Consider the following 22,950-nt stretch of genomic DNA (forward strand, 5'->3'; position numbering starts at 1 on the left):
ACATGGCTCGTCGTACGCCTTCTCAATTGAATATGCTGCTCGCCGTCGATAAGCCGGTGGGCTGTACGTCCCACGACGTGGTATCGCAGTGCCGACGCGCCCTCCATGAGCGACGCGTCGGCCATGCCGGTACGCTCGACCCCATGGCCTCGGGTGTCATGGTGGTGGGCGTGGGCCAGGCGACCCGTCTGCTGGGCATGCTAACTCTCGATACCAAAAGTTATGTCGCCGACATTTCGTTTGGCGTCGAGACCAATACCGATGACGCGGAGGGCGAGGCCGTCCGCACGGTGCCCGTTGCCCCCGAGCTGCGCGATCTCGCTTACGCCCGTGAGCAGCTCGCCGCTATGCTTGGCCCGCAGATGCAGGTGCCGCCAGCGTTTTCGGCCATCTCGGTCAATGGCGTTCGCGCCTATAAGAGTGCTCGCGAGGGCAATGCGGTTGAGTTGCCCCCGCGGCCCGTCGAGGTCTATGCCGCCGACCTGATCGCCGTGGGCGGCGAGGGCGATACGTGCGTCTGGACCGTGGCGTTTTCGGTAAGCAAGGGCACCTACATTCGCGCGCTTGCTCGCGATCTGGGTCGCGCCTGCGATAGTGCTGCGCATATTTCCGCGCTGCGCCGTACGGCCTCCGGCGTGGTTTCCATTGGCGCCTGTCATGCGGTAGAGGAGCTCTCTGCCGAGTCCGCTGCCGGCTTCGCTCTGGATCCCATCGCCGCCCTTGGCGCCACGCGTGTCGATTTGCCGGGTAATCTTGCAGACGACCTGCTTTGTGGTCGCCGCATTCCCGTTGAACGCGCGCGTGCGGATTTCGATATGGCGAAGGCGCCGTTTGCACTCGTGCTCGATGGTGGACTGAAGGCGCTTGCTCGTATCGAGGGCGGCCGCTTTGTGATGGAGCATGTCTTTCCGCAGGCGATCGGCGGTGTTCGATGATGCTGGCGCCCCACGAGCTCGCGCGTATCTTTTTCGCGGGTGAGTTGGATGAGGCCCGTATCGTTTTTGCCGACGCATTTGATGGGTGCGAGTTCTTGGGCGCCGCGTCGATCGCCATTGGCGTGTTTGATGGCGTGCATCGTGGGCACCAAGAGCTGATCGACGCGGTTATTCGCGATGCGCATGATCACGGCAGCAAAGCGGTCGTGATTACTTTCGATCCTGACCCGGACGTCGTGGTGAGTCCTTTGCCCGCTCAAAAATTGATGACGACGGCTGACCGCCTGCATGCCCTGGCTCAAACCGGGGTCGATGCGGTGGTGGCCGTTCCCTTTACGCCCGCCGTGGCGGCACTCGACCATGTCGGGTTTCTGGCGCTGTTGTCGCGCGTTGTCGATATTCGCTCCATTCGTGTAGGCAGCGACTTTAGGCTCGGTCGCGGCGGGGCTTCGGGCGTTGCCGAGATGCGTGCCTGGGGCACCGGGCGTGGGGTTGACGTTTACGGTCACGACCTGCTCTGCGTTAACGGGCAGTCCATCTGCGCCACGCGCATCCGCCATGAGCTGGGCCAGGGTCATGTGGAGCTGGCTGCCGAGCTTCTCGGCCGTCCCTATATGCTGCGCGGCGTTGTGGCGGCTGGCCGTCACGAGGGCTCCGACATGGGCTTTCCCACGGCAAACATCCAGGTTCCCAACGGCATCCAAGTGCCTGCCGATGGCGTCTATGAGGGTCTGGTGCTGGTCGACGATACCGTATGGCCTGCTGCCGTTAACGTCGGCCTGCCGCCGACCTATGCCGATGATGCCGCCTCGGCGCATCTCGAGGCCAACTTGATCGGCTATGCGGGCGACCTGTATGGCGCTTCCGTGTCGCTGGCGTTTACGCGCTGGCTGCGTCCGTCTCGCGTGTTCGATTCCCTGGACGAGCTTATCGCGACCGTCGAGGGTAATATCGACGATATCCGTCATAACTTGGGTGAGCAGGGGGTGAGTATCCGTGATTAGCGATGAGGAAAAAGATCAGGTACGCGCGGCGTCAGACTTGGTTGCCATCGTGCAGGAAACGGTCGAGCTCAAGCCCCGCGGCCATGAGTTTTGGGGCTGCTGCCCGTTCCATGGCGAAAAGACCCCGTCGTTTCACATTATCCCTGCTACGCAGGTATGGCACTGCTTTGGCTGCGGCGAGGGCGGCGACGTCTTCACCTATATCATGAAGCGCGAGAACCTGAGTTTTCCCGAGTCGATCCGCTATTTGGCTGATCGTGCGGGCATTGAACTGCACGATACCGGTGCGCAGCGCGATCGCGGCACCAAGCGCGCCCGCATCTATGACCTGTGCGCCGAGACGGCTCAGTTCTACCACACCATGCTTATGCGCGGTAAGGACAGCCGTCCGCGCGAGTACTTTGCCAGCCGTGGCATGGGTGGAGACGTCTGTCGCCGCTACTGCCTGGGCTTTGCGCCGGGTCGCAACGCACTGGTTTCGCATCTGTCTCAAGCGGGCTTTACCCCGCAGGAGATGATTGACGCCAACGTGGCCGTGAGCCGTGGGCGCGGACAGCTTGCCGACCGTTTTTACGACCGTGTGATGTTTCCCATCTTTGATGAGCAGGGTCACAATATCGCCTTTGGCGGGCGCATTATGGGCGATGGTCAGCCTAAGTACCTCAACACCGCCGAGACGAGCGTGTTTCATAAAAAGCGAAACCTCTACGGCTTTAACTGGGCCAAGGAGTTTATCGTTGCGCAGGATACCGCCATCGTGGTGGAGGGGTATACCGACTGCATCGCCTGCTGGGAGGCGGGGATCAAAAACGTTGTCGCCACGCTGGGCACGGCGCTGACGGAACATCACGTTAAGACACTCACCCGTTTTGCCAAGCGCATTGTATATATGTTCGATGGCGACGCCGCCGGTCAAAAGGCTGCTCGCCGCGCGATTCAGTTTATCGAGCAGGATTCGATGGACCTGCGCTGCGTGGTGCTTCCCGACGGCAACGACCCCATGGAGTTCATCACGGCGCATGGCGGCGAGGCGCTGCAGGCGCGCATCGATGCCGCCGAGCCCCTCATGGACTTTGTGTACCGTTCACTGCAGGAGTCGAGCGACATTACCACGCCGGGCGGTCGCGCCAAAGCGCTCGAGGATGCGCTGACGCTTATCTATCCGCTGCGCGACAGCTATATGATCGACACGTACTTTATCCAGATTGCCGATCTGTTGGGTTTGGACCTGGAGACCGTGCGCGCGAGCTCGGGCCGTGTGTTTCGCGATGTCGCCAAGCGCGAGGATGCCGAGCGCCGGCGTGAGCAGAACTACGAGCGTCAACGCGCGCAAGCTGAGCGCGCGGGCAGCGCGGGCGGTCGGGCGTCTGGTTTGCAGGGGACGTCTCGCGGTGCCTGGGCCGCGGGTGCGACGCCGCCGGTGTCCGCACCGGTCGAGGAGGACCCGTACGACTACGTTCCGCTTGATGCCTATGGGGCCGCGCCGGTGGAGGTCGACGAGGATCTGCCGCCAATCGATGTGCCGGCGGGGATGGAAAGCGCTGCGCCCGTTGCCGATAGCTCAAGCGCGGCGGCAGCTCCGTCGATGCCGATCGTTTTGACCGATCTGGAGCGGAAATCCCTGGCGGGAGAGCGCGAGCTGCTGACGATGCTCACGAGCTACCCCGATCTGTTCCGCACGTATGCCGATCGCATTTGCTCTATCGAGTGGGTCGACCCGCGTCACGAGTCCATTGCGTGGGCCGTGCTGGCAACGCCGCCGGGAACCGATCCTGCGGCATGCATGGATGCGGCACGCGCGGTGTGTCCCGAGGCGGCATCGCTTGTCAGCGCCGGGCGCATCTCGGCAACGAGTAAGCACCCGACCGAGACGAACATCGTCTTTATGCTCGATACGCTCGAGCTCTACACCATCAAACGTCGCATGCGAGCCGCGCAGGCCAAGTTGCGTCAGGACCGTTCACTCGACGATGAGGCCCGTCGCGTGCTGACTATGCAGGCGGTGCAAGATTCACAGCGCCAGCGCGAGCTCCAAAAGTCGATCGGTGGCGTGGCCGACCCGTTCCGTTTGATCGGTTTGGAGACCGCAGGTGCCGATCAGGCCTAGATGTTGTGGTCAACCAGCGTATTCTCGCCTATACCCTGTCTTTATTTTGGGTATAGACGTCTTTGTGTGTGCTAAAGTATTGAGTCCTGTGGACTACGAAGGGAGAATCTGTGCCAAAAAAGACTGAGAGCACGGGTACTGGGCTGGAATCCTACGTTGCAAAGCTCATGGGCAACGGCTCAAACAGGACTTCGGTAACCGAGGACGAGATTCAGGTCGCCCTGAAGGATATCGATGTCTCTGATGAGCAGCTCAACGCGGTGTATTCCGCGCTGCGCAACAGCGGCATCCAGATTATCTCCGCGAGCGGAAACGACGACGCCCCGATGGACGTCGACGATGACGATAACGATACCGACGATTTCGACGATGACGAGCACGATTCCGGCTCGCTTGACGATCACGAGCTTAAGATGGCCCGCCAGGCTGATGCCGAGATGGGCTCTTCCAAGAGCAAGAAGAAGCGCACCGTGCGCACGTCCCGTTCGCGTTCGCGCGTGCGCGGCATCGATGCCTCCACGGTGATGCTGACCGGCGACCCAGTTCGTATGTACCTCAAGGAGATCGGTAAGGTCGACCTGCTGACCGCATCTGAAGAGGTCGATCTGGCCATGAAGATCGAGGCCGGTCTCGAGGCTACCGAGAAGCTCGAGGCTGCCGATGCAGGCGAGATTGAACTCACACGCTCCGAGATGCGTCGACTTACGCGTATTGAGAATGTTGGTCTTGAGGCCAAGCAGGCGCTCATCAGCGCAAACCTGCGTCTGGTCGTCTCCATCGCCAAGCGCTATGTCGGCCGTGGCATGCTGTTCCTGGATCTGATCCAGGAGGGCAACCTCGGTCTGATCCGCGCCGTCGAGAAGTTCGACTACCAGAAGGGCTTTAAGTTCTCCACGTACGCCACGTGGTGGATCCGTCAGGCCATTACGCGCGCTATTGCCGACCAGGCCCGTACCATCCGTATTCCCGTGCACATGGTCGAGACCATCAACAAGCTCGTCCGCGTCCAGCGCCAGCTCCTCCAGGACCTGGGTCGCGACCCGACCCCCGAGGAGATCGGTGCCGAGATGGACATGAGCGCCGACCGCGTCCGTGAGATCCAGAAGATTTCGCAGGAGCCCGTGTCGCTCGAGACCCCGATCGGCGAGGAAGAGGATTCCCAGCTGGGCGACTTCATCGAGGACTCCCAGGCTATCGTTCCGCCCGATGCTGCCAGCTTCTCCATGCTGCAGGAGCAGCTCACCCAGGTGCTCGACTCGCTTGCCGATCGCGAGCGCAAGGTTATCGAGCTGCGCTTTGGTCTCGTCGACGGACATCCCCGCACGCTCGAGGAAGTCGGTCGCGAGTTTGGCGTCACGCGCGAGCGTATCCGCCAGATCGAGTCCAAGACTCTGGCCAAGCTCCGCCACCCGAGTCGCTCGAGCAAGCTGAAAGACTATATCGAGTCTTAGTAGTTACGGCGTTTTACCAAACGCCGTAACTGGTCGACGCTGCGCGGACACCAGAGCGACAACTTGTCATTCAAAGAGGACGGCATGACCAGAAGGTCTATGCCGTCCTCTTTTCATGCCAATTTGTTCGCTCTGGTGCCCGCTCGCTGGCATTGTCAAAACATCGGCGTTTTCGTTGCTGGTGCCGGCAGTTAGGCCGTCCCCAAGGGATCATGGCGAGAAAATTTCTTAAAAAAGTTCTTGCCCTGAGCTGATTCGTCCGTATAATAAACTTCGTTGCTTGAGAGCACGCACCTATTCCTCGGTAGCTCAATGGTAGAGCACGCGGCTGTTAACCGCGCTGTTGTAGGTTCGAGTCCTACCCGGGGAGCCAGAATTTCTCAGCCCATTTCGCTGGGCTTTTAAATTCCTCGGTAGCTCAATGGTAGAGCACGCGGCTGTTAACCGCGCTGTTGTAGGTTCGAGTCCTACCCGGGGAGCCAGGCTTTAAAACCCGTCGCTTATGCGGCGGGTTTTTTCATGCCGCGATCGCCGGTGGCGAACGTTACCGTATCAACATTTCGTGTCGAGGATGTAATCGCGAACCCCATGGCCTTAACATGGCGCGGTCGTTGTAAAATGTTGGAATGATTGCTCCCACGACATGGTGCCGCGAGCACCAAGAAAAGGAGATTCTTGTGTCTGAGACCATTAACGGCAGCCTGAGCGTCTCGAACGACGTTATTGCCGATATTGCCGGTTATGCCGCGATGACGTGCTACGGCGTCGTCGGTATGGCCGAACAGCTGCAGGGCGCCGAGAGCGTGCGCCTGCTTGCCGGCCAGCGCCTCCGCAAGGGCGTGCTTGTTTCCGCCGACGAGAACGGCCTTACGGTCGACCTTCACGTCGTGCTCGAGAACGGCGTCAACATGAAGTCCGTCTGCCACAATCTTTCGAGCTCCGTCGCCTTCACCCTGCAGGAGATCGCCCAAATCGATCCCGCCAGCCTTAAGATCGGCATTCACATCGACGCGCTCAAGAGCCGTCTGAACTAGCATCCGAATACGGAGATTTCACCACTCATGATTGCAAAGACCATTCGCACCTGTTTTCCGATCGCTGCGGCTGCCGTTTCCGAAAAGGCCGAGGAGATCAACAAGCTCAACGTCTTCCCCGTACCCGACGGTGACACCGGCACCAACATGTCGCTCACGCTCGCCTCGGTGACCAAGGAGCTTTCCGCCCTTCCCGCCGATGCCGACATGGAGGCCATTGCTGGCGCCATTACCCACGGCTCCCTGATGGGTGCTCGCGGCAACTCCGGCGTCATCACCTCGCAGATCTTGCGCGGCGTGGCCGAGGGCCTTGTCTCTGCCGATGAGCCCATTACGTCCGCCAATATCGCCTTCGCCTTCCGTCGCGCCGTCAAGGTTGCCTTCCAGGCTGTTCGTAAGCCCATCGAGGGCACAATCCTCACGGTCCTGCGTGATGTTTCGACGAAGGCAGACGAGTGCGAGAAGAAGAAGTTCTCTGCCGAGGATGTTCTCGACGCCATCGTCGTCGAGGCTTACCAGTCCGTCGCCCGCACGCCCGACCTGCTGCCCGTCCTCAAGGAGAACGGCGTGGTCGACTCCGGCGCCTTTGGCTTTGCCATCTTCTTGGAGAACTTTGTTGCCGCTGCCCTTGGCCGCAGCGCCGTGGTCGAGGATTTCTCCGCTACGTTCGATTCCGCTGGCTCTGCCCGTGACGCCGCTCTTGACCGCGTGGAGATCGAGGCCAACGACGACTGGGAGGGCTCGGAGTTCCGCTACTGCAACGAGTTCCTCTTTAAGGCCGATGCCCCGTTTGACGAGGACGAGTGTCTGAAGTTCCTGGGCTCTATGGGCGACTGTGAGCTGCTCGTTGGTGCCTATCCCGACTACAAGATCCACGTGCACTCCAACACCCCCAACCTGGTGCTCGAGCACATGCTTCAGCTCGGTCAGATCTATGAGGTCTTTATCCACAACATGGAGATGGAGGCCCACGACCGTACCGCTAAGATCCATGAGGACCAGGAGAAGGCCGCCGAGCCCGCGAAGGCCCTGGGCTTTGTCGCCGTTGCGGCTGGCTCTGGTGAGGCTGACATCCTCAAGTCCCTCGGCGTCGATGTGATCGTGTCGGGTGGCCAAACCATGAACCCCTCGACCGCCGACCTGCTGGGCGCCGTCGACCAGGTCAACGCGACCTCGGTCATCATCCTTCCCAATAACGGTAACATCCGCATGGCTGCCGAGGCTGCCGCTTCTGCCTGCACCGACAAGAAGGTCGCCGTCGTTCCCACCAAGACCGTCCCGCAGGCCTTCTCCGCGTTGTTCGCGGTCCTGCCCGATTCCGAGCTCGAGGATGCCGTTGCCGCTATGGTCGACGCCATCAGCGAGGTCCGCGATGGCGAGGTGACCCGTGCCGTGCGCGACTCCAGCGCCTCCGACGGCTCGCCGATTCACTCCGGTGACGTCATGGGCATCATAGCCGGCTCCATCGACGTGGTCGGCTCCGATGTGAAGCAGGTCACGCTCGACTGCATCAACCGTATGCAGGAGGAAGAGGAGGGCGACGCGCTGACGATTCTGGCCGGCGAGGAGCTGTCCGATGAGGCCTTCCAGGAGATCGTCGATGCCATCGAGGAAGCTCAGCCCGATCTGGAGATCGACGCCCATCGTGGCGAGCAGCCGCTCTATCCCGTGATCTTCTCGATCGAGTAGGCTCTGCCTATGTCCGAGCTGTGCTCCGTGCCGCGCGTCTCGGAGCGCTTTGCCCAGAGCAATGCGCTCGACGAGGATATCGCGCGACTCAAATATGTTTCGGGTAAACGTGAGGAGGCCCTTCGCCGTCTGGGAATTCGGACGGTGGGGGACCTCCTTCTCCATATTCCTCATCGCTACCTGGACTTTACTCGCTCGTGGTCCATCGAGATGGCGCCCATCGGTACCGTGTGCACCATCATCGCCACGGTCGACCGTATCGTTCAAAAGCAGCCCCGTCCGCGTATGCAGGTGACTGAGGTCTCGCTCGTGGACGAGACGGGCGTGCTGCAAGTCGCCTTTTTCCGTCAGCCCTGGATTGCCCAGCAGTTCAAGCAGGGCGACCGCCTGGCCGTTATGGGCAAGGTCGAATTTGCCTATGGCTTTAAGCAGATGGCCTCGCCCCACTTTGAAAAGCTCGAGGACGGGCGCGCCGCCGGTACCATTTTGCCGGTCCACTACGTAAGTGACGGCGCGAGTCAGGCATGGATGCGCCGTATCGTGAGCGGTGCGCTCGAAGTGGTCGCCAATCCGTTCGATCCCATTCCCGCGCCGCTGCGCGCAAAGCGGAAGCTCATGAGCAATGCCCGTGCGCTGCGCTCGATCCACTTTCCCTCGAGCATGGCCGAGCGCGACATCGCGCGCCGGCGTCTTGCCTACGAGGAGTGTCTCTACTTGCAGCTCGCGCTGCGCCTGCGCAACGATGGCGGTATGGTCGACGTGGTGCCTTATGCGCATGCCGCGGGCGAGCATTTGACTGCGCTTAAACAGGCCCTGCCGTTTTCGCTGAGCGATGAGCAGGAGGTTGCATTTCAAGACATCCTGCATGACATGTGCGATGGCGGTCGTGTGATGAACCGTCTGCTGCTGGGCGACGTCGGTACCGGTAAGACCGCCGTTGCCGCCTGCGCGTTGGCGGTTGCGGCCGATAGCGGCACTCAGGCCTGCGTTATGGCGCCCACGGGCGTGCTGGCGCGTCAATATGCCGATAAGACCGGCCCCTTGCTCTCGCAAGCTGGCATGAACTGGGCACTCCTGACGGGCGCCACGCCGGCGGCCGAGCGTGAACAGATTCATGCTCGGCTCCAGTCTGGCGAGCTCGACGTGCTCTTTGGTACCCATGCGGTGCTTTCGGAGAACGTCACGTTCAAGCATTTGTCGCTTGTGGTGATCGACGAGCAGCACCGCTTTGGCGTGGGTCAGCGTAACGCCCTGCGCGCAAAAGGCCCGGGTGCCGACTTGCTGGTCATGACTGCTACGCCGATCCCGCGCACGCTGGCGCTTTCGGTGTACGGCGACCTGGATACGAGCATCATCCGCCATCGTCCCGTTCCGGGTGCCGGCGTGACGACGCGCGTTCTCACCGAGTCGAGTCGCGACCTGGCCTATGGCGCCATTCGAGAGGCGCACGAAAAAGGGCAGCAGGCCTACGTGATCTGTCCGCTCGTGGAGCCGAGCGATTCGGCCGATGAGCTCGAAGACGTACCCGGCATCGCTCGCGACGACGAAGGCCGCGTGACCGTGCCCGTGCCGTTACATGACACGGCGACCGAGCTCGATCGCCTTCGTCTGGCATTACCGGGGCTTACCATCGAGCGTCTTCATGGCCGCATGCCGGCGGGGGAGAAAGACCGGGTCATCGATGCCTTTAAGCGTGGCGAGATCGATGTGCTCGTCTCGACCACGGTGGTCGAGGTGGGCGTTGACGTGCCCAACGCCACCGTCATGGTTATCGAGAATGGCGAGCGCTTTGGTTTGGCGGCCTTGCACCAGCTGCGCGGGCGCGTAGGCCGCGGCAGCGTGTCGGGTACGTGCCTGGTCATGACGCACTCCAAGGGCAACGGCGGCGCGTCGGCGGCACAAGACCGCCTCCAGTCGCTCGAGAAGACCTCGGACGGCTTTACGCTCGCCCAGATGGACCTGCGTCTGCGCCACGAGGGCGAAATCCTGGGTTACCGCCAGCATGGCGGCGTGACCTTGCGCTTTGTTGACCTCGATGCCGACGAGGAATTGATCGAGTGGGCCCATTTGGACGCGGTCGAGCTCTTGCGGTATGCTTGCAACCTTGACTCTGTGGCGACGCGCCCTCTACGCGATGCGGTCGCCATGCGGTATCGACACATCTTTAAGGAGGTCAGCGGAGGATGAGAATCATCGGCGGCGAATGGCGCGGTCGTAAGATCGGGGAGCCCCGTGGTCGCGATGTCACCCGCCCCACGACTGATCGCGTGCGCGAGGCGTGCGCATCTATGGTCATGTCGGCATTCGACTTCGATCTGGACGAGGTCCGCGTGCTGGATGCCTTTGGCGGCTCCGGCGCCTTGGGCATTGAGATGCTCTCGCGCGGTGCCCGCTCGCTCACCACGTTCGAGATCGATCGCAACGCTGCTCGTCTGATTACCAAGAATATCGAGTCGCTCTGCCGTGACCGTGCGCGTTGGCGCGTGGTGACGGGTGACGTGCTGGCAAGCGCCTCGCGCGGCCGCATGCCGGGCGGTCCCTTTGACCTGGTCCTGCTCGACCCGCCCTATACTTTTGGCGCCGAGCCGGTCGAGGAGCTGCTACAGAACCTAGCTCAGCAAGGCTTGCTGGCACAGGGCGCCTACGCGCTCTTTGAGCACGCCGCGGCCGATACGGGCGCTCACCCGGCCGGCTTTGAGACCGTGCGCGAGAAGCGCTACGGCATAACCTCGGTTGACTTGCTGCGCTGGTCGGCCACGAATGAGGCCGACAACGCCGACGACAGCGACAATGACGAGGATGCGCCTTTGGAGGACGCCCATGAATGACACCATCAACCGCGTGATTGTCCCGGGCACCTTCGATCCCATAACGTTTGGCCATATCGACGTCATCCGCCGCGCCCGCCGCATCTTTCCCAGCGTGATCGTGGCCGTTGCCGAGTCGCAGGGCAAAAACGGCGTCGGCACCACGTTTATGCTCGATGAGCGCGTAGCGCTGGCCCGTGAAGCGCTCGGTGATATTGACGGCGTCGAGGTGCTGCCCTTCACCGGCCTCTTGGTCGATTTTGCCCGCGAACAGGGAGCAGGAGCCGTGGTCAAGGGCCTGCGTGCCATGACCGACTTTGAGTACGAGCTGCAGCAGGCCGACCTCAACTACCGCCTGGATAGCGAGCTGGAGTCCATCTTTGTCATGAGTGCGCCGCAGTACGGCTATATCTCGAGCTCGGTGGTTCGCCAGATTGCCTCGCTCGGTAGCGACGTCTCTAATTTTGTTCCGCCCAATGTGGTCAAGGCGCTTAAACATCGCTTTTCGTGACGTTTTTTAATGCCTGGTGGCATGTGGTAAACTAACACGATGATTTGTTACCTATGAAAGGAGACCGGATGCCGGGCGAGAATTTTCCTGGCGACAGGATTGTGAGTCTTGTCGACGAGCTCGAGGGGCTCATCGAAGAGGCTAAGACGCCGTTCGGCAAGAACGCCCAGATGAAGGTTATCGACGCCGACGTCTTCTTTAACATCCTCGACGAGATCCGCATGAGCTATCCCGAGGAATGGCAGAAGTCCCGCCGTATCCTCAAGGAGCGCGAGGAGCTTATGGCTTCCGCCGCCGCTCAGGCCGATTCCATCATCGCCGATGCTCAACAGCAGGCCCTCACCATTGCTGGTGAGCAGGAGATCGTTCGCTTAGCGCAGCAGCAGGCCGACGACATCCGCGACCGTGCCCAGCAGTATGAGCGCGAGACTCGCTATGCCGCCGAAGATTACGCCGAGCAGGTCTTTACGCACCTCGAGGAGAACCTCAAGAGCCTGACCGGCACCGTCACCCGTTGTCGCCAGCAGCTTAACGAGGGTGCCGCCCAGCAGAATGGTCAGTGGTAATGGCTGAGTTCCCGAACGTTACCGTCGATCTTTCCGAGCAGCTCGAGTTTCCCGGAGACTCGTATCCGCTGACCGGCAAGGTCGATGTCACCGCCTATACGGTGGGCGAGAAGGAGTACCAGCTGCAGGACGGCATTGACTACGACGTGGTCTTTACCAATGCCGGCACCGGTGTTCTGCTTACGGGCATGGTCCGCGCGCACGCAACCGGTGAGTGCGACCGTTGCCTGGAGCCCGCTTCGTTTGATATCGCCGGTGAGATTGAGGAATTCTATCTCTTTAACGAGCCCGAGGACCCCGAGGCCTACGAAGACGGCTACGAGCTGCTGGGCGAGGATCGCATCGTCGATCTGGGCGAGCCCATCAACGACGCGGTTGTCATGGACACGCCGTTCGTTGTCCTGTGCAAGCCCGATTGCCGCGGCCTGTGCCCCACCTGCGGCATCAATCTCAACGTCGAGCAATGCGATTGCGCCGCTCAAGCAGAGGCCGAATGGGCCGCTGCCACGGAAAATCCATTTGCAGCATTGAAGAATCTCAAGCTTGACGAGTAAAACTGTGGTAGTATCGCTACTTGCGCGTAATCGCCACACTGGATAGTTCATAAGGAAGGTCACTATGCCCGTACCTAAACAAAAGCAGGGTCGTATCCGCACTCACACCCGCCGTTCCGCCAACATGAAGATCTCGGCTGCGGCTCAGTCCACGTGCCCCCGTTGCGGTGCTGTCAAGCTCCCGCACCACGTGTGCCCCAGCTGCGGTTTCTACAAGGACCGCGAGGTTATCGTTACCGAGTAACTGTATACTCTGGATGCGATGCCGTTCCAACTGGAACCACAATGGCCGGCTCAATGAGTCGGCCATTTTTGTATAAGGAGTATGTATATGAGTAACGTTCGCGTTTGTGTAGACGTTGTGGGCGGAGACGAGAAGCCTCAGGTTGTCCTCGACGGTATCGAGGCGGCGCTTGCTGCGGATCCCGATATCGAGGTCTTGGCCGTCGGTCCCGCAGAGATCGTGAACCCCTTTGCCGCGGCTCACGCTCGCGTTGAGGCCTTGGAGGCGCCCGATGTCATCGCCATGGATGACGACCCCATTCGAGCCGTGATGACCAAGCGCAAGTCTTCGATCGTGCTTGCCTGCCGCGCTATCAAGAAGGGTAACGCGGATGCGTTCTTCTCTGCCGGCTCCACCGGCGCCATGACCGCTGCCGCTACCGCCTACGTGACGCCGTTTAGGTATTTGGCAGAGGGCAAGAAGCAGCCGGTGCGTCCGTGCCTCACCAATGCACTGCCCAACCGCGCCGGCGGCCTGACGGTCCTGTGCGACATGGGCGCCAACCCCGATGTCGAGGTCGACGACATGGTGCGTTTTGCCCAGATGGGTAGCGCCTATGCACGCGTCGTCTTGGGCATTGAGCATCCCCGCGTCGGTCTGCTCGGCAACGGCACCGAGGATGAGAAGGGCTCCAACTTTACCAAGGCGTGCTTCCCTGCCATGAAGGCCGCCGTTCCCGGCTTTGTGGGCAACTGCGAGGGCACCGACCTGACCTCGGGTAACTTCGACGTCGTCGTTGCCGATGGCATGTCGGGCAACATCGCGCTCAAGGCAACCGAGGGCGCCGCTAAGTTTTTGCTGCAAGAGCTCAAGGGTGCCTTTATGGCTTCGCTCGGCACCAAGATCGCCGCGCTGCTCATCAAAAAGCAGATGCGCGAGATCAAGGCAAAGCTCTCGGGCGATGCTAAGGGTGGCGCGATTCTGCTGGGCCTGCGTGGCGTGGTGCTGATCGGCCACGGTGCCACCTCGGTCGAGGCCGTCAAAAACGGTACGCTCGCCGCGGCGGAGGCCGTGCGCGCCGGGCTGGTCGAGAACGTTGCCAACTCTATGGACGGCATCGTTTTGTAGGAGCGAGTTAGAGCGCTGTTATGTGCCTCGCGGCCTTCGTCGTGGGGTAGAATCAAAACCGTGTCTTGGTGCTGCACTTGCGGCGCCAGCGCGTTGTTGTTCACGCAATACGAGAGGAAGCGCTATGGACCGCTCCGAAATCTTCGATAAGATCGCCGAAGTCGCCGCTGACGTTCTGGGCGTCGATGTCGCCGACATTAGCGACGAGACTACCTTTGACGATCTCGATGCCGATTCGCTCGAGCGTCTGCAGCTGGTGACGGCCATCGAGGACGAGTTCGACCTCGAGATCGATGACGAGACCCTGCTGTCGCTCAACTCTGTCGCCGACGCTGTCGACGCTATTGAAAACGCCAAGGAGGCCTAAGTCTTGGCTTTATCTCAACGACTCGCGCGCGCCCAGGAAATCCTGGGCCACGAGTTCAATAACAAGGTGCTGCTGCGCGCGGCGCTCACGCACCCCTCTGCCGTGGAAGGTCAGCCCGTCTCGGCGAGCTATGAGCGCCTTGAGTTTTTGGGCGATTCCATTTTGGGCGCCGTGGTTGCCCGCTCGCTCTTTGAGTCCTATCCCGAGTTTGACGAGGGCAAGCTTACGCGCCTGAAGGTGTCGCTCGTCTCGGGTGCCACGCTGTCCGATGTCTCCCATGAGCTGGGCATCGACGACATCATCATCTTTGGTGCCTCCGAGACCGGCACGGGCGCGCGCGGCCTGCATTCGGCGCTCGAGAACGTCTACGAGTCGCTCGTGGGCGCCCTGTACCTGGATGCCGGCTGGGACGTTGCGGCGGACTTTATCCACCGTACGCTTAAGCCCCATTTGGCCTCCGAGCGTGCCGAGCATCCTGCGAACCCCAAGTCGTTTTTGCAGGAGTGCGTGCAGGCTGACGGCCACGAGCCTCCGGCGTACAAGCTCGTTGGCTCTGAGGGCCCGGCACACGCACCGACCTTTACCGCCGTGGTGCTCATCGACGGTATCCGCCAGGGCCGCGGCACCGGTTCCTCCAAGAAGGAGGCCGAGGGAGCTGCCGCGCTTGAGGCACTCGACCGCATGGGTTACACCACCAACGGCGTGATCCTGAACAAGAAGCCTGTTTAAGCGAGGAACCGTGTATCTCAAGTCCCTCACGCTCAAAGGGTTCAAGTCGTTTGCCGACCGCGCCCATATGACGTTTGAGCCGGGCCTGACCGTCATCGTCGGTCCCAACGGCTCGGGAAAATCGAACATCTCCGACTCGATCCTGTGGGTCCTGGGCGAGCAGAGCGCCAAGCAGCTGCGTGGCCAGGCCATGGAAGACGTCATCTTCTCGGGCTCGTCGGCGCGCAAGCCGGTGGGTGTGGCCGAGGTTACGCTGGTTCTCGACAATTCGGACCATATGCTGCCCGTCGACTTTGACGAGGTGGCCATCACCCGCCGCATGTATCGCTCGGGCGAGAGTGAGTACCTCATCAACTCGAGCCCGTGCCGCCTGATGGACATCCAGGACATCCTGCACGACTCGGGTCTGGGCAAGGATACGCATTCCATCATCAGCCAGGGCAAGCTCGATGCCATTTTGCAGAGCCGCCCCGAGGAGCGCCGTGCCCTTATTGAGGAGGCCGCCGGCATCTCCAAGCACAAGCGTCGCAAGGAGCGTGCGCTCAAAAAGATCAAATCGATGGACGAGCACCTGACCCGTGCCCGCGATATCAACAAGGAAATCGCCCGTCAGCTGCGACCGCTGGAGCGTCAGGTCGATCGCGCGCGCAAGTACAAAGAGCTGTCCTCGCGCGCGAACGAGCTTACGCAGATGCTGGCCGTTGACGAGCTGCGTTCGCTGCAATCGCAGTGGAACGACCTTGAGAGCCGCTCTAAGGAGGGCGCTGCCGAGCTTGAGCTTGCGCAATACCGCTTAGGTGAAAAGGAGCGCGAGCTCGAGAAGCTCCAAGTTATGCTCGAGGAAAAGGGCCTGTTTGTGGGCGACTTGGGCGAGCAGCGCCGCCATATGCAAGACGTGGTCGGTCGCATTAACTCAGACATGCGTCTGCTCGAGGAAAAGGGCCATAACATGGTGTCGCGCCTGTCCGACATGCGTGGCCAGATCTCGAGCTCCGAGCATCAGCGCCGTCGCGTGGTCGAGGAGCTCGAGGACGCACGTGCTCAGCTCGAGGAAGTGACCGGCGCGCATATGCAGGCCCAGGAGGACGTTGACGCCGCTGGTCCTGCCGCCGCCGAGCTCCACGAGCGTCGCGTTGCGCTCGACAATCAGATTTCGCAGCTTACGCGCGAGCAGCGCGATGTGCAGCGCGTTGCCGATAATGCTGCGCTCGAGCTCGCCAAGGTGAAGGATTCGCTTTCCAATGCCGAGGTCGAGGACAACATGTATGCCTCGCGCCTGGAGCAGATCGATGAACAGCTCGAGGAGGTCACGGCATCGCTTGATAGCCGCCGCGACCGTGCTGAGGAGCTTGAGAGCGCCCTTGATGCGGCTCGTCAGGCCCAGAGCGATGCGCGCGAGGCCACCGAGACGGCACGGGCTGCCCTCAAGGACCTGCGTGCCCGCGAAGGCGAGGCACGCAACAAGCTGTCCGAGGTGCGCTCGGAGCTTGCCAGCCAAAAGAAGCTTGATGCTCGCATGGCCGACAGCTCGCCGCTCGTAAGCCGTCTGGTGGGCGCGCTGGGCGACGATGTCTCGGGTCGTCTGGGCGATGTGCTCGAGGCACCTCGTGAGCTTGAGGGCCTGGTTGAGCAGCTGCTCGCCGGCGATATCGATGCCCTGTTGTTCGATAACGCTGCCGCACTTGAGCGCGCCGGTCGCGCTGCGCTGGACCAGAAGAAGGCCTCGGGCGAGGCGCTGCTGGTGGCGCGCAGCGTGAGCGGCTCTGCGGCTGCCGAGGGTGCCGCCGGTACCCGTCTTGTTGATCGTCTGTCCGTGCGTGCGGGCTACGGTCCGGTCGTCGAGGCATTGCTCGGCGACTATTACGTGGTCGATGACTTGGCTGCCGCGCTGTCCGCGCCGGTCGTTGATGGCGTGACCTATGTGACTCCCGATGGCGCACGCGTTGCCTGCGGCGGCCTGGTTCGCGTGGGGCTTGATGCCGGTGAGGCTTCGGGCGCCCTGGAGCGCAAGCGTCGTATCCGCGAGCTGGAAGGCCTGGAGCCCGATCTTGCTGCCGCGTTTGAGTATGTTTCTGATCAGGTCGTCGAGGCCAATGCGGCCGTTGAGGAGGCCCGTGCTGCAGAGGGCGATGCTGCCGGTGAGATCGCCCGCCTTGAGGGCGAGCGCCGCTCCCTGCTGTCCGAGATCGGCCGCCTGGAGCAGAGTGCCAACAATGCCGAGGTCGAGCGCGTGCGCATTTCCAAGCGCCGCGAGCAGGCTGCCCAGGCCGTTCGCGCTGCGCGTCCGCGAGTGGACGAGCTCACTCGTTCGCGTGACGAGGCTCGTGCGCAGGCGAGCGACCTGGGCCTGCAGATTGCCGAGGCCAACGACGAGCTCGATCGCGTGCGCCGTGACGATTCCGAGGCCGCCGGTAAGCTCGCCGACGCTAAGGTGCGCCTGGCTCAGACGAGCGAGCGTCTTCGTTCTCTGAGGGGCCGCGTGCCCGACCTGGAGCATCGCCTGGAGGGCATCGACCGCCGTATCCGCGGAACACGCCAGGCCTCGCGCTCGCTTGAGCTGCTGCGCCTTCGCGTCGATCCCATGCACGAGCGCTATTCTGCCCTGTTGGAGCGCGCCTCGGACTGGGCTGCGCGCCTGCGCGATCAGGCTTCGCTCGAGGAAGCGGACTCGGCTTCGCTTAAGAAGACCATCGAGGACGCCAAGACCGAGGTCGCCCGCGCCAAAGAGAGGGTCGATGCTGCCGCCACGACGCAAAATGAGTTCAAGGTGGCGCGCGGCAAGCTCGAGGTGCAGGTCGAGGCTGCCATCAAGGCCATCACCGCTGACGGTACCACGGTGCTCGAGGAAGCGCTCATGCTGCCGGCGCCCACCGACCGCGACGCCGCCGAGCGCGAGCTCAACCAGCTCGTGCGCCAGATCAACAATCTGGGCCCCGTGAACCAGGTTGCCATGGAGGAGTACGAGCAGCTCAAGCGCCGCGCCGATTACATCGAGGAGCAACTTGCCGATCTGGAGAGCGCGCGCAAGGCGCTCACCAAGATCACCGTGGCGATCGACCGCAAGATGCGCAAGGCGTTCCTGGTGACCTTTGAGAAGGTCGACGCGAATTTCCGCGAGATCTTCGCCATGCTCTTCCCAGGCGGTCAGGCTCACCTTGAGATGACCGATCCCGAGCATCCGGCCGAGACGGGCATTGAGGTCGTGGCGCAGCCGCGCGGCAAGCGCATCACCAAGATGATGCTCATGTCGGGTGGCGAGAAGAGCCTGACGGCGCTCGCCCTGCTCTTTGCCGTGTACCGTACGCGCACGGTGCCGTTCTATGTGCTGGACGAGGTCGAGGCGGCACTTGACGACGCCAACCTGTCCAAGCTCATCGGTGCTCTCGATGTGCTGCGTTCCGATACGCAGCTCTTGGTAATCTCGCATCAGCGCCGTACTATGGAGGATGCTGACGTTCTCTACGGCGTCTCGATGCAAGCCGACGGCGTCAGTCGCGTCGTCTCGCAAAAACTCGATCGCGAAACCGGAAAGGTCGTGAATGCATAATGGGATTCTTTGACGCACTCTCGCGCGGACTTGAGCGCAGCCGCGAGGCCCTCAACGAGGTCTTTTACTTTGGCGGCGAGGTCGACGAGGAATTTTGGGAGGACCTTGAGGACACCCTCGTTATGGGTGACATGGGTGCCGAGGTCGCCATTCAGGTCTCCGATGACCTGCGCGACGCCGCTGCCAAGAAGAACCTCAAGACCGCCCCGCAGCTTCGTCGCGCCCTGGCCGAGCAGCTCGAGGGCCATTTTGTGCCTGTTGAGCGCGACCCGTTTTCCGATACGCCGAGCTGCGTGCTGTTTGTCGGTATCAACGGCGCCGGCAAGACCACCACGGTCGGCAAGATTGCGAGCGCCATGGCCGCCCGCGGCAAGAACGTGGTTATCGGTTCGGCCGACACCTTCCGCGCCGCCGCTATCGAGCAGCTCGATGTGTGGGGTCAGCGTGCCGGCGTACCGGTTATCAAGCGTGACCGCGGCTCCGATCCTGCGAGCGTGTGCTATGACGTGCTCGACGAGGCCGATAAGCGCGGCAGCGACCTGGTGCTCATCGATACCGCCGGCCGTCTGCACACGAGTCCCGAGCTCATGCGCGAGCTCGCCAAGGTGGTCAATGTGACCCGTAAGCGCGCCGCCAATATGGCCGCCGGTCCCATGCCGGTCTCGGTCGTGCTTGTGATCGATGCCGCCACTGGTCAGAACGGTCTGAACCAGGCGCTCGAGTTTAACGAGGCGCTGGGCCTGGACGGTATTATCATGACTAAGCTCGACGGCACGGCTAAGGGCGGTATTGCCATGGCCGTGGCCGAGAAGCTCAAGCTCCCGATCCTGCGCATCGGCGTGGGCGAGCAGGTCGATGACCTGCAGGAGTTTAACGCCAAAGATTTCTGCCGCGCCCTGGTGGGCGAGTCCAACTAAGGAGTAACCAGTGTTTGATTCCCTGAGCGATCGCCTCAACGACACATTTGACCGCCTGCGCGGCAAGGGTAAGCTGACCGAGGCCGATATTACTTCGGCCATGCGCGATATTCGCATGGCACTGCTCGAGGCCGACGTTAACTTTAAGGTCGTCAAGGAGTTCGTCGCCAAGACCAAGGAGCGCTGCATGACCGCCGAGGTCATGGAGTCGCTGTCGCCGGCGCAAAACGTCGTCAAGATCGTGCTCGACGAGCTCACCGAGATGCTCGGCTCAACCGAGAGCAAGCTCGTCTTTAGCAACCGCATTCCCAATGTCATTATGCTCGTGGGCTTGCAGGGCTCCGGTAAGACCACGGCGGCCGTAAAGCTGGCCTACCTGCTCAAGAAGCAGGGCCGCTCGCCGCTGCTCGCCGCGTGCGATGTCTACCGTCCCGCCGCTGCCGACCAGCTGGCCACGCTCGGTGGCGAGATCGGCGTGCCGGTCTTCCGCGGTGACGGCGCGCACCCGGTCGATATTGCCAAGGGCGCCATCCAAGAGGCCGTCGACCACCTGCGTGACGTGGTCATCGTCGATACCGCCGGTCGTCTTCAGATCGACGAGCAGATGATGCAGGAGGCCGTCGACATCAAGAAGGCCGTCAAGCCCGACCAGGTGCTGATGGTCGTCGACGCCATGACCGGCCAGGACATCGTCAACGTCGTTTCGACCTTCGCCGATCGCACCGACTTTGACGGTGTGATCATCTCCAAGCTCGACGGCGATGCCCGTGGCGGTGGCGCACTTTCGGTGCGTCAGGTGACCGGTAAGCCCATCAAGTTTGTGAGCATGGGCGAGAAACCCGATTCGCTGGAGCCGTTCTATCCCGATCGCATGGCCAAGCGCATTTTGGGCATGGGCGACGTCGTCGGCATCATCGAGAAGGCCCAGGAGGCAGCCGATGCAGAGCAGCTCGAGGCTGCCGAGCGTATGCTGCGCGAGGGCTTTACCATGAACGATATGCTCGACCAGATGAAAGCCGTCAAGAAGATGGGCGGCATGAAGGGCATTCTGGGTATGCTCCCCGGTGGCCAGCGCGCCCTCAACCAGATGGGCGGCAACCTGGACGAGGGCATCTTCGATAAGAACGAGGCCATCATCATGTCGATGACCAAGGAGGAGCGCCTTCGCCCCTCCATTATCAACGGCCAGCGTCGCGCCCGTATCGCCAGGGGCGCCGGCGTAACCCCCACCGAGGTCAACAGCCTTATGAAGCAGTGGGGCGAGATGAACAAGATGATGGGCCGCATGCGCACGATGGCCAATCAAGCGCAGGCCGGCGGCAAGAAGGGCAAAAAGGGTAAGAAGGGCAAGAAGATGCGCATGCCCAATATCCCTGGCCTGGACGCTATGGGTCTGGGCGGTATGGGCGGCCTGGGCACGGGCGGTCCCAAGTCCGATATGGAGCTGCTGCGCCAGATGGAAGCGCAGATGCGCAATAAGAAATAGGGCTGTAATTCCAGCTTGATATGGCAAAGGCCACTCGGAAGCTACCGGGTGGCCTTTGTTGTTGGCTTTGATTGTTGGGCTGCGTTCAGCGTCGCGCCCCGAGCTCGCGGTACCGTGCCGTTAGTGGCAGCTGCAGCCCTCGTGGCCCTCGTGCTCGTGATGGCCGTGGCAGCTGCAGGAGTCGCCATGCTCGTGGTCGTGGTCATGGCCGTGGCAGCCGCACGTGGCCTCGCCGTTCTGTGCGAGCGTGCCGGCGATAAGGGCCTCGACGCAAGCGTCGCAGCTGCCCTGGGCACCTGCGTATACCGTGATGCCGGCTTGGGCAAGCGCGTTGATAGCGCCACCGCCGATGCCGCCGCAGATGAGCGTGTCCACGCCACCGTTGGCGAGCAGGCCCGCAAGGGCACCGTGGCCGGTGCCGCCGGTGCCCACGACCTGCTCGTTGAGCACCTTGCCGTCTTGAATGTCGTAGATCTTGAACTGCTCGCTGCGGCCAAAGTGCATAAAGATGTTGCCGTTGTCGTACGTGGTTGCCACCCTCATGGTGTCGACCTCCTTTGCTGGCCATACGGCCGTCACTGTGGTGATGGGGGAGTACGCGATATTGCCGCCCTCGATGATGAGCGCTCGTCCGTTGACCAGCGCGTTTGCCACCTTGCGATGCGCGCGGCTGCAGATTGCCGCCACCGTGGCGCGGGCAATGCCCATCTGCTGTGCGACTGCCTCTTGGTTAAGGCCTTCCAGGTCGCACAGGCGCAGCGCCTCGAGTTCGTCGACCGTCATGTCGATGGCATCGCCGCTCGCCAGGCCGTCAGGGATAAAGCCGCGGTATTCGGGGATAATCCCGACGCGGCGTATTTTCTCGCGTCTTCCTGCCATGTGCACTCCTTATCTGACATATGTCAACAATAGAATAGCGAACGCACAGATTTGCGCAAGGAATTTCTGGCTTATGTCAGAAAATGAGGGCTTATGTTTGGGCTGTGGGGCTGCGTGCGCCTGGGCTACAATGAATCTCGCTTGTAGGCGACTGACAGGAGGGTCAATGAGCAAAGCTGATCAACAGTTTGTAACCATGTGCCGCGATATTCTGGACCATGGCACCACCACCGAGGGCCAAAAGGTCCGCCCGGTGTGGGAGGATGGCACCCCTGCCTATACCATTAAAAACTTTGGTGTCACGGCCCGCTACGACCTGCGTGAGGAGTTTCCCGCGCTTACCCTGCGTCGTACGGCCCTCAAATCTGCCATGGACGAGATCCTATGGATCTATCAGAAGAAGTCCAATAACGTGCATGACCTCAACAGCCATATCTGGGATGAGTGGGCCGACGAGACCGGTTCCATCGGCAAGGCCTACGGGTATCAGATTGGCCAGAAGAGCCATTATGCCGAGGGTGACTTTGACCAGATGGACCGCGTGCTGTACGACCTTAAGAACACGCCGTACAGCCGCCGCATTATGACGAACACCTATGTGTTTAGCGATCTGTCCGAGATGCACCTGTATCCGTGCGCCTACAGCGTGACGTATAACGTGACGCAGCGCCCGCAGGATGACAAACCGACGCTCAACATGATTCTCAACCAGCGTAGCCAGGACATTTTGGCCGCGAACAACTGGAATGTGTGCCAGTATGCCATTCTGCTGATGATGGTTGCGCAGTCGGTCGATATGATTCCCGGCGAGTTGCTGCACGTGATCGCCGATGCCCATATTTACGACCGTCATGTCGATATCGTCCGCGAGCTTATCGAGCGTCCGCAGTTTGCCGCGCCCAAGGTAACGCTCAACCCCGATGTGCATGATTTCTACGCGTTTACGACCGATGATCTGATTGTTGAGGGCTATGAGCACGGCCCGCAGGTCAAGAACATCCCCATTGCGGTGTAGG

At 61.6% G+C, this 22,950-nt stretch carries 20 protein-coding genes and 2 tRNA genes; 21 read left to right on the plus strand and 1 reads right to left on the minus strand.

The annotated features are described in order from the left end of the window. Nucleotides 1-2 precede the first annotated feature (2 nt). From truB to ffh, 20 genes are all read left to right on the plus strand, one after another. Entirely contained in the window at nt 3-935 is a 933-nt protein-coding gene (truB, locus tag ACEXKH_RS06150) for a tRNA pseudouridine(55) synthase TruB (protein ID WP_373573474.1), read from the plus strand. Next, nucleotides 932-1,939 (plus strand): riboflavin biosynthesis protein RibF, encoded by a 1,008-nt coding sequence (gene ribF, locus ACEXKH_RS06155; RefSeq protein ID WP_373573475.1) that lies wholly within the window; start codon nt 932-934, stop codon nt 1,937-1,939. The genes truB and ribF overlap by 4 nt, the downstream gene beginning before the upstream one ends. Beyond that, nucleotides 1,932-4,046: a DNA primase gene (gene dnaG, locus ACEXKH_RS06160; RefSeq protein WP_161145272.1), complete on the plus strand. Its 2,115-nt coding sequence runs from the start codon at nt 1,932-1,934 to the stop codon at nt 4,044-4,046. Before ribF ends, dnaG begins: the two co-directional genes overlap by 8 nt. Before the next feature lie 110 nt (nt 4,047-4,156). Next, nucleotides 4,157-5,497, plus strand: coding sequence for an RNA polymerase sigma factor RpoD (gene rpoD / locus ACEXKH_RS06165; protein WP_373573476.1), 1,341 nt, complete (start codon nt 4,157-4,159; stop codon nt 5,495-5,497). 298 nt (nt 5,498-5,795) lie between these two features. Beyond that, a tRNA-Asn gene (locus tag ACEXKH_RS06170) sits at nt 5,796-5,870 on the plus strand. 34 nt (nt 5,871-5,904) lie between these two features. Beyond that, nucleotides 5,905-5,979: transfer RNA gene (locus ACEXKH_RS06175), tRNA-Asn, on the plus strand. A 195-nt stretch (nt 5,980-6,174) separates the two neighbouring features. Then, nucleotides 6,175-6,531, plus strand: a complete 357-nt coding sequence (locus ACEXKH_RS06180; RefSeq protein ID WP_022093773.1) for an Asp23/Gls24 family envelope stress response protein — start codon at nt 6,175-6,177, stop codon at nt 6,529-6,531. 27 nt (nt 6,532-6,558) lie between these two features. Continuing rightward, nucleotides 6,559-8,220 carry a DAK2 domain-containing protein gene (locus ACEXKH_RS06185; protein WP_373573477.1) on the plus strand — a complete coding sequence of 554 codons (1,662 nt, stop codon included), beginning with the start codon at nt 6,559-6,561 and terminating at the stop codon, nt 8,218-8,220. Nucleotides 8,221-8,229: 9 nt separating this feature from the next. After that, entirely contained in the window at nt 8,230-10,407 is a 2,178-nt protein-coding gene (gene recG / locus ACEXKH_RS06190; protein WP_373573478.1) for an ATP-dependent DNA helicase RecG, read from the plus strand. Continuing rightward, the gene (gene rsmD / locus ACEXKH_RS06195) at nt 10,404-11,048 is read left to right on the plus strand and encodes a 16S rRNA (guanine(966)-N(2))-methyltransferase RsmD (RefSeq protein WP_373573479.1); all 645 of its coding nucleotides are present in this window, start codon (nt 10,404-10,406) and stop codon (nt 11,046-11,048) included. The genes recG and rsmD overlap by 4 nt, the downstream gene beginning before the upstream one ends. After that, nucleotides 11,041-11,538 carry a pantetheine-phosphate adenylyltransferase gene (gene coaD, locus ACEXKH_RS06200; protein ID WP_373573480.1) on the plus strand — a complete coding sequence of 166 codons (498 nt, stop codon included), beginning with the start codon at nt 11,041-11,043 and terminating at the stop codon, nt 11,536-11,538. Before rsmD ends, coaD begins: the two co-directional genes overlap by 8 nt. A gap of 68 nt (nt 11,539-11,606) precedes the next feature. Then, the gene (locus ACEXKH_RS06205) at nt 11,607-12,104 is read left to right on the plus strand and encodes a hypothetical protein (protein ID WP_022094019.1); all 498 of its coding nucleotides are present in this window, start codon (nt 11,607-11,609) and stop codon (nt 12,102-12,104) included. Further along, a complete protein-coding gene (locus ACEXKH_RS06210) occupies nt 12,104-12,658 on the plus strand; it encodes a YceD family protein (protein WP_373573481.1) in 555 nt (184 codons plus the stop codon). The genes ACEXKH_RS06205 and ACEXKH_RS06210 overlap by 1 nt, the downstream gene beginning before the upstream one ends. Nucleotides 12,659-12,722: 64 nt before the next feature. Beyond that, complete coding sequence (rpmF, locus tag ACEXKH_RS06215) at nt 12,723-12,902, plus strand: 50S ribosomal protein L32 (RefSeq protein ID WP_022094017.1); 180 nt, start codon at nt 12,723-12,725, stop codon at nt 12,900-12,902. 87 nt (nt 12,903-12,989) lie between these two features. Then, a complete protein-coding gene (plsX, locus tag ACEXKH_RS06220) occupies nt 12,990-14,009 on the plus strand; it encodes a phosphate acyltransferase PlsX (protein ID WP_373573482.1) in 1,020 nt (339 codons plus the stop codon). A gap of 124 nt (nt 14,010-14,133) precedes the next feature. Beyond that, nucleotides 14,134-14,376 carry an acyl carrier protein gene (locus ACEXKH_RS06225; RefSeq protein WP_035138134.1) on the plus strand — a complete coding sequence of 81 codons (243 nt, stop codon included), beginning with the start codon at nt 14,134-14,136 and terminating at the stop codon, nt 14,374-14,376. 3 nt (nt 14,377-14,379) lie between these two features. Then, nucleotides 14,380-15,105: a ribonuclease III gene (rnc, locus tag ACEXKH_RS06230; protein WP_373573483.1), complete on the plus strand. Its 726-nt coding sequence runs from the start codon at nt 14,380-14,382 to the stop codon at nt 15,103-15,105. Nucleotides 15,106-15,115: 10 nt separating this feature from the next. Then, complete coding sequence (gene smc, locus ACEXKH_RS06235) at nt 15,116-18,652, plus strand: chromosome segregation protein SMC (protein ID WP_373573484.1); 3,537 nt, start codon at nt 15,116-15,118, stop codon at nt 18,650-18,652. Beyond that, nucleotides 18,652-19,569, plus strand: a complete 918-nt coding sequence (gene ftsY, locus ACEXKH_RS06240; protein WP_373573485.1) for a signal recognition particle-docking protein FtsY — start codon at nt 18,652-18,654, stop codon at nt 19,567-19,569. The genes smc and ftsY overlap by 1 nt, the downstream gene beginning before the upstream one ends. 10 nt (nt 19,570-19,579) lie before the next feature. Next, entirely contained in the window at nt 19,580-21,055 is a 1,476-nt protein-coding gene (gene ffh / locus ACEXKH_RS06245) for a signal recognition particle protein (protein WP_138374833.1), read from the plus strand. A gap of 120 nt (nt 21,056-21,175) precedes the next feature. On the opposite strand, the gene ACEXKH_RS06250 is transcribed toward ffh, so the two are convergent. Beyond that, the gene (locus tag ACEXKH_RS06250; protein ID WP_373573486.1) at nt 21,176-21,934 is read right to left on the minus strand and encodes a DUF134 domain-containing protein; all 759 of its coding nucleotides are present in this window, start codon (nt 21,932-21,934) and stop codon (nt 21,176-21,178) included. A gap of 166 nt (nt 21,935-22,100) precedes the next feature. Between ACEXKH_RS06250 and thyA the strand changes: the two genes are divergently transcribed. After that, nucleotides 22,101-22,949 carry a thymidylate synthase gene (gene thyA, locus ACEXKH_RS06255; RefSeq protein WP_117629294.1) on the plus strand — a complete coding sequence of 283 codons (849 nt, stop codon included), beginning with the start codon at nt 22,101-22,103 and terminating at the stop codon, nt 22,947-22,949. Nucleotide 22,950 lies beyond the last annotated feature (1 nt).

Origin of the sequence: Collinsella aerofaciens ATCC 25986 (assembly GCF_964259375.1) — a bacterium.
GTDB classification, from domain to species: domain Bacteria; phylum Actinomycetota; class Coriobacteriia; order Coriobacteriales; family Coriobacteriaceae; genus Collinsella; species Collinsella aerofaciens_BO.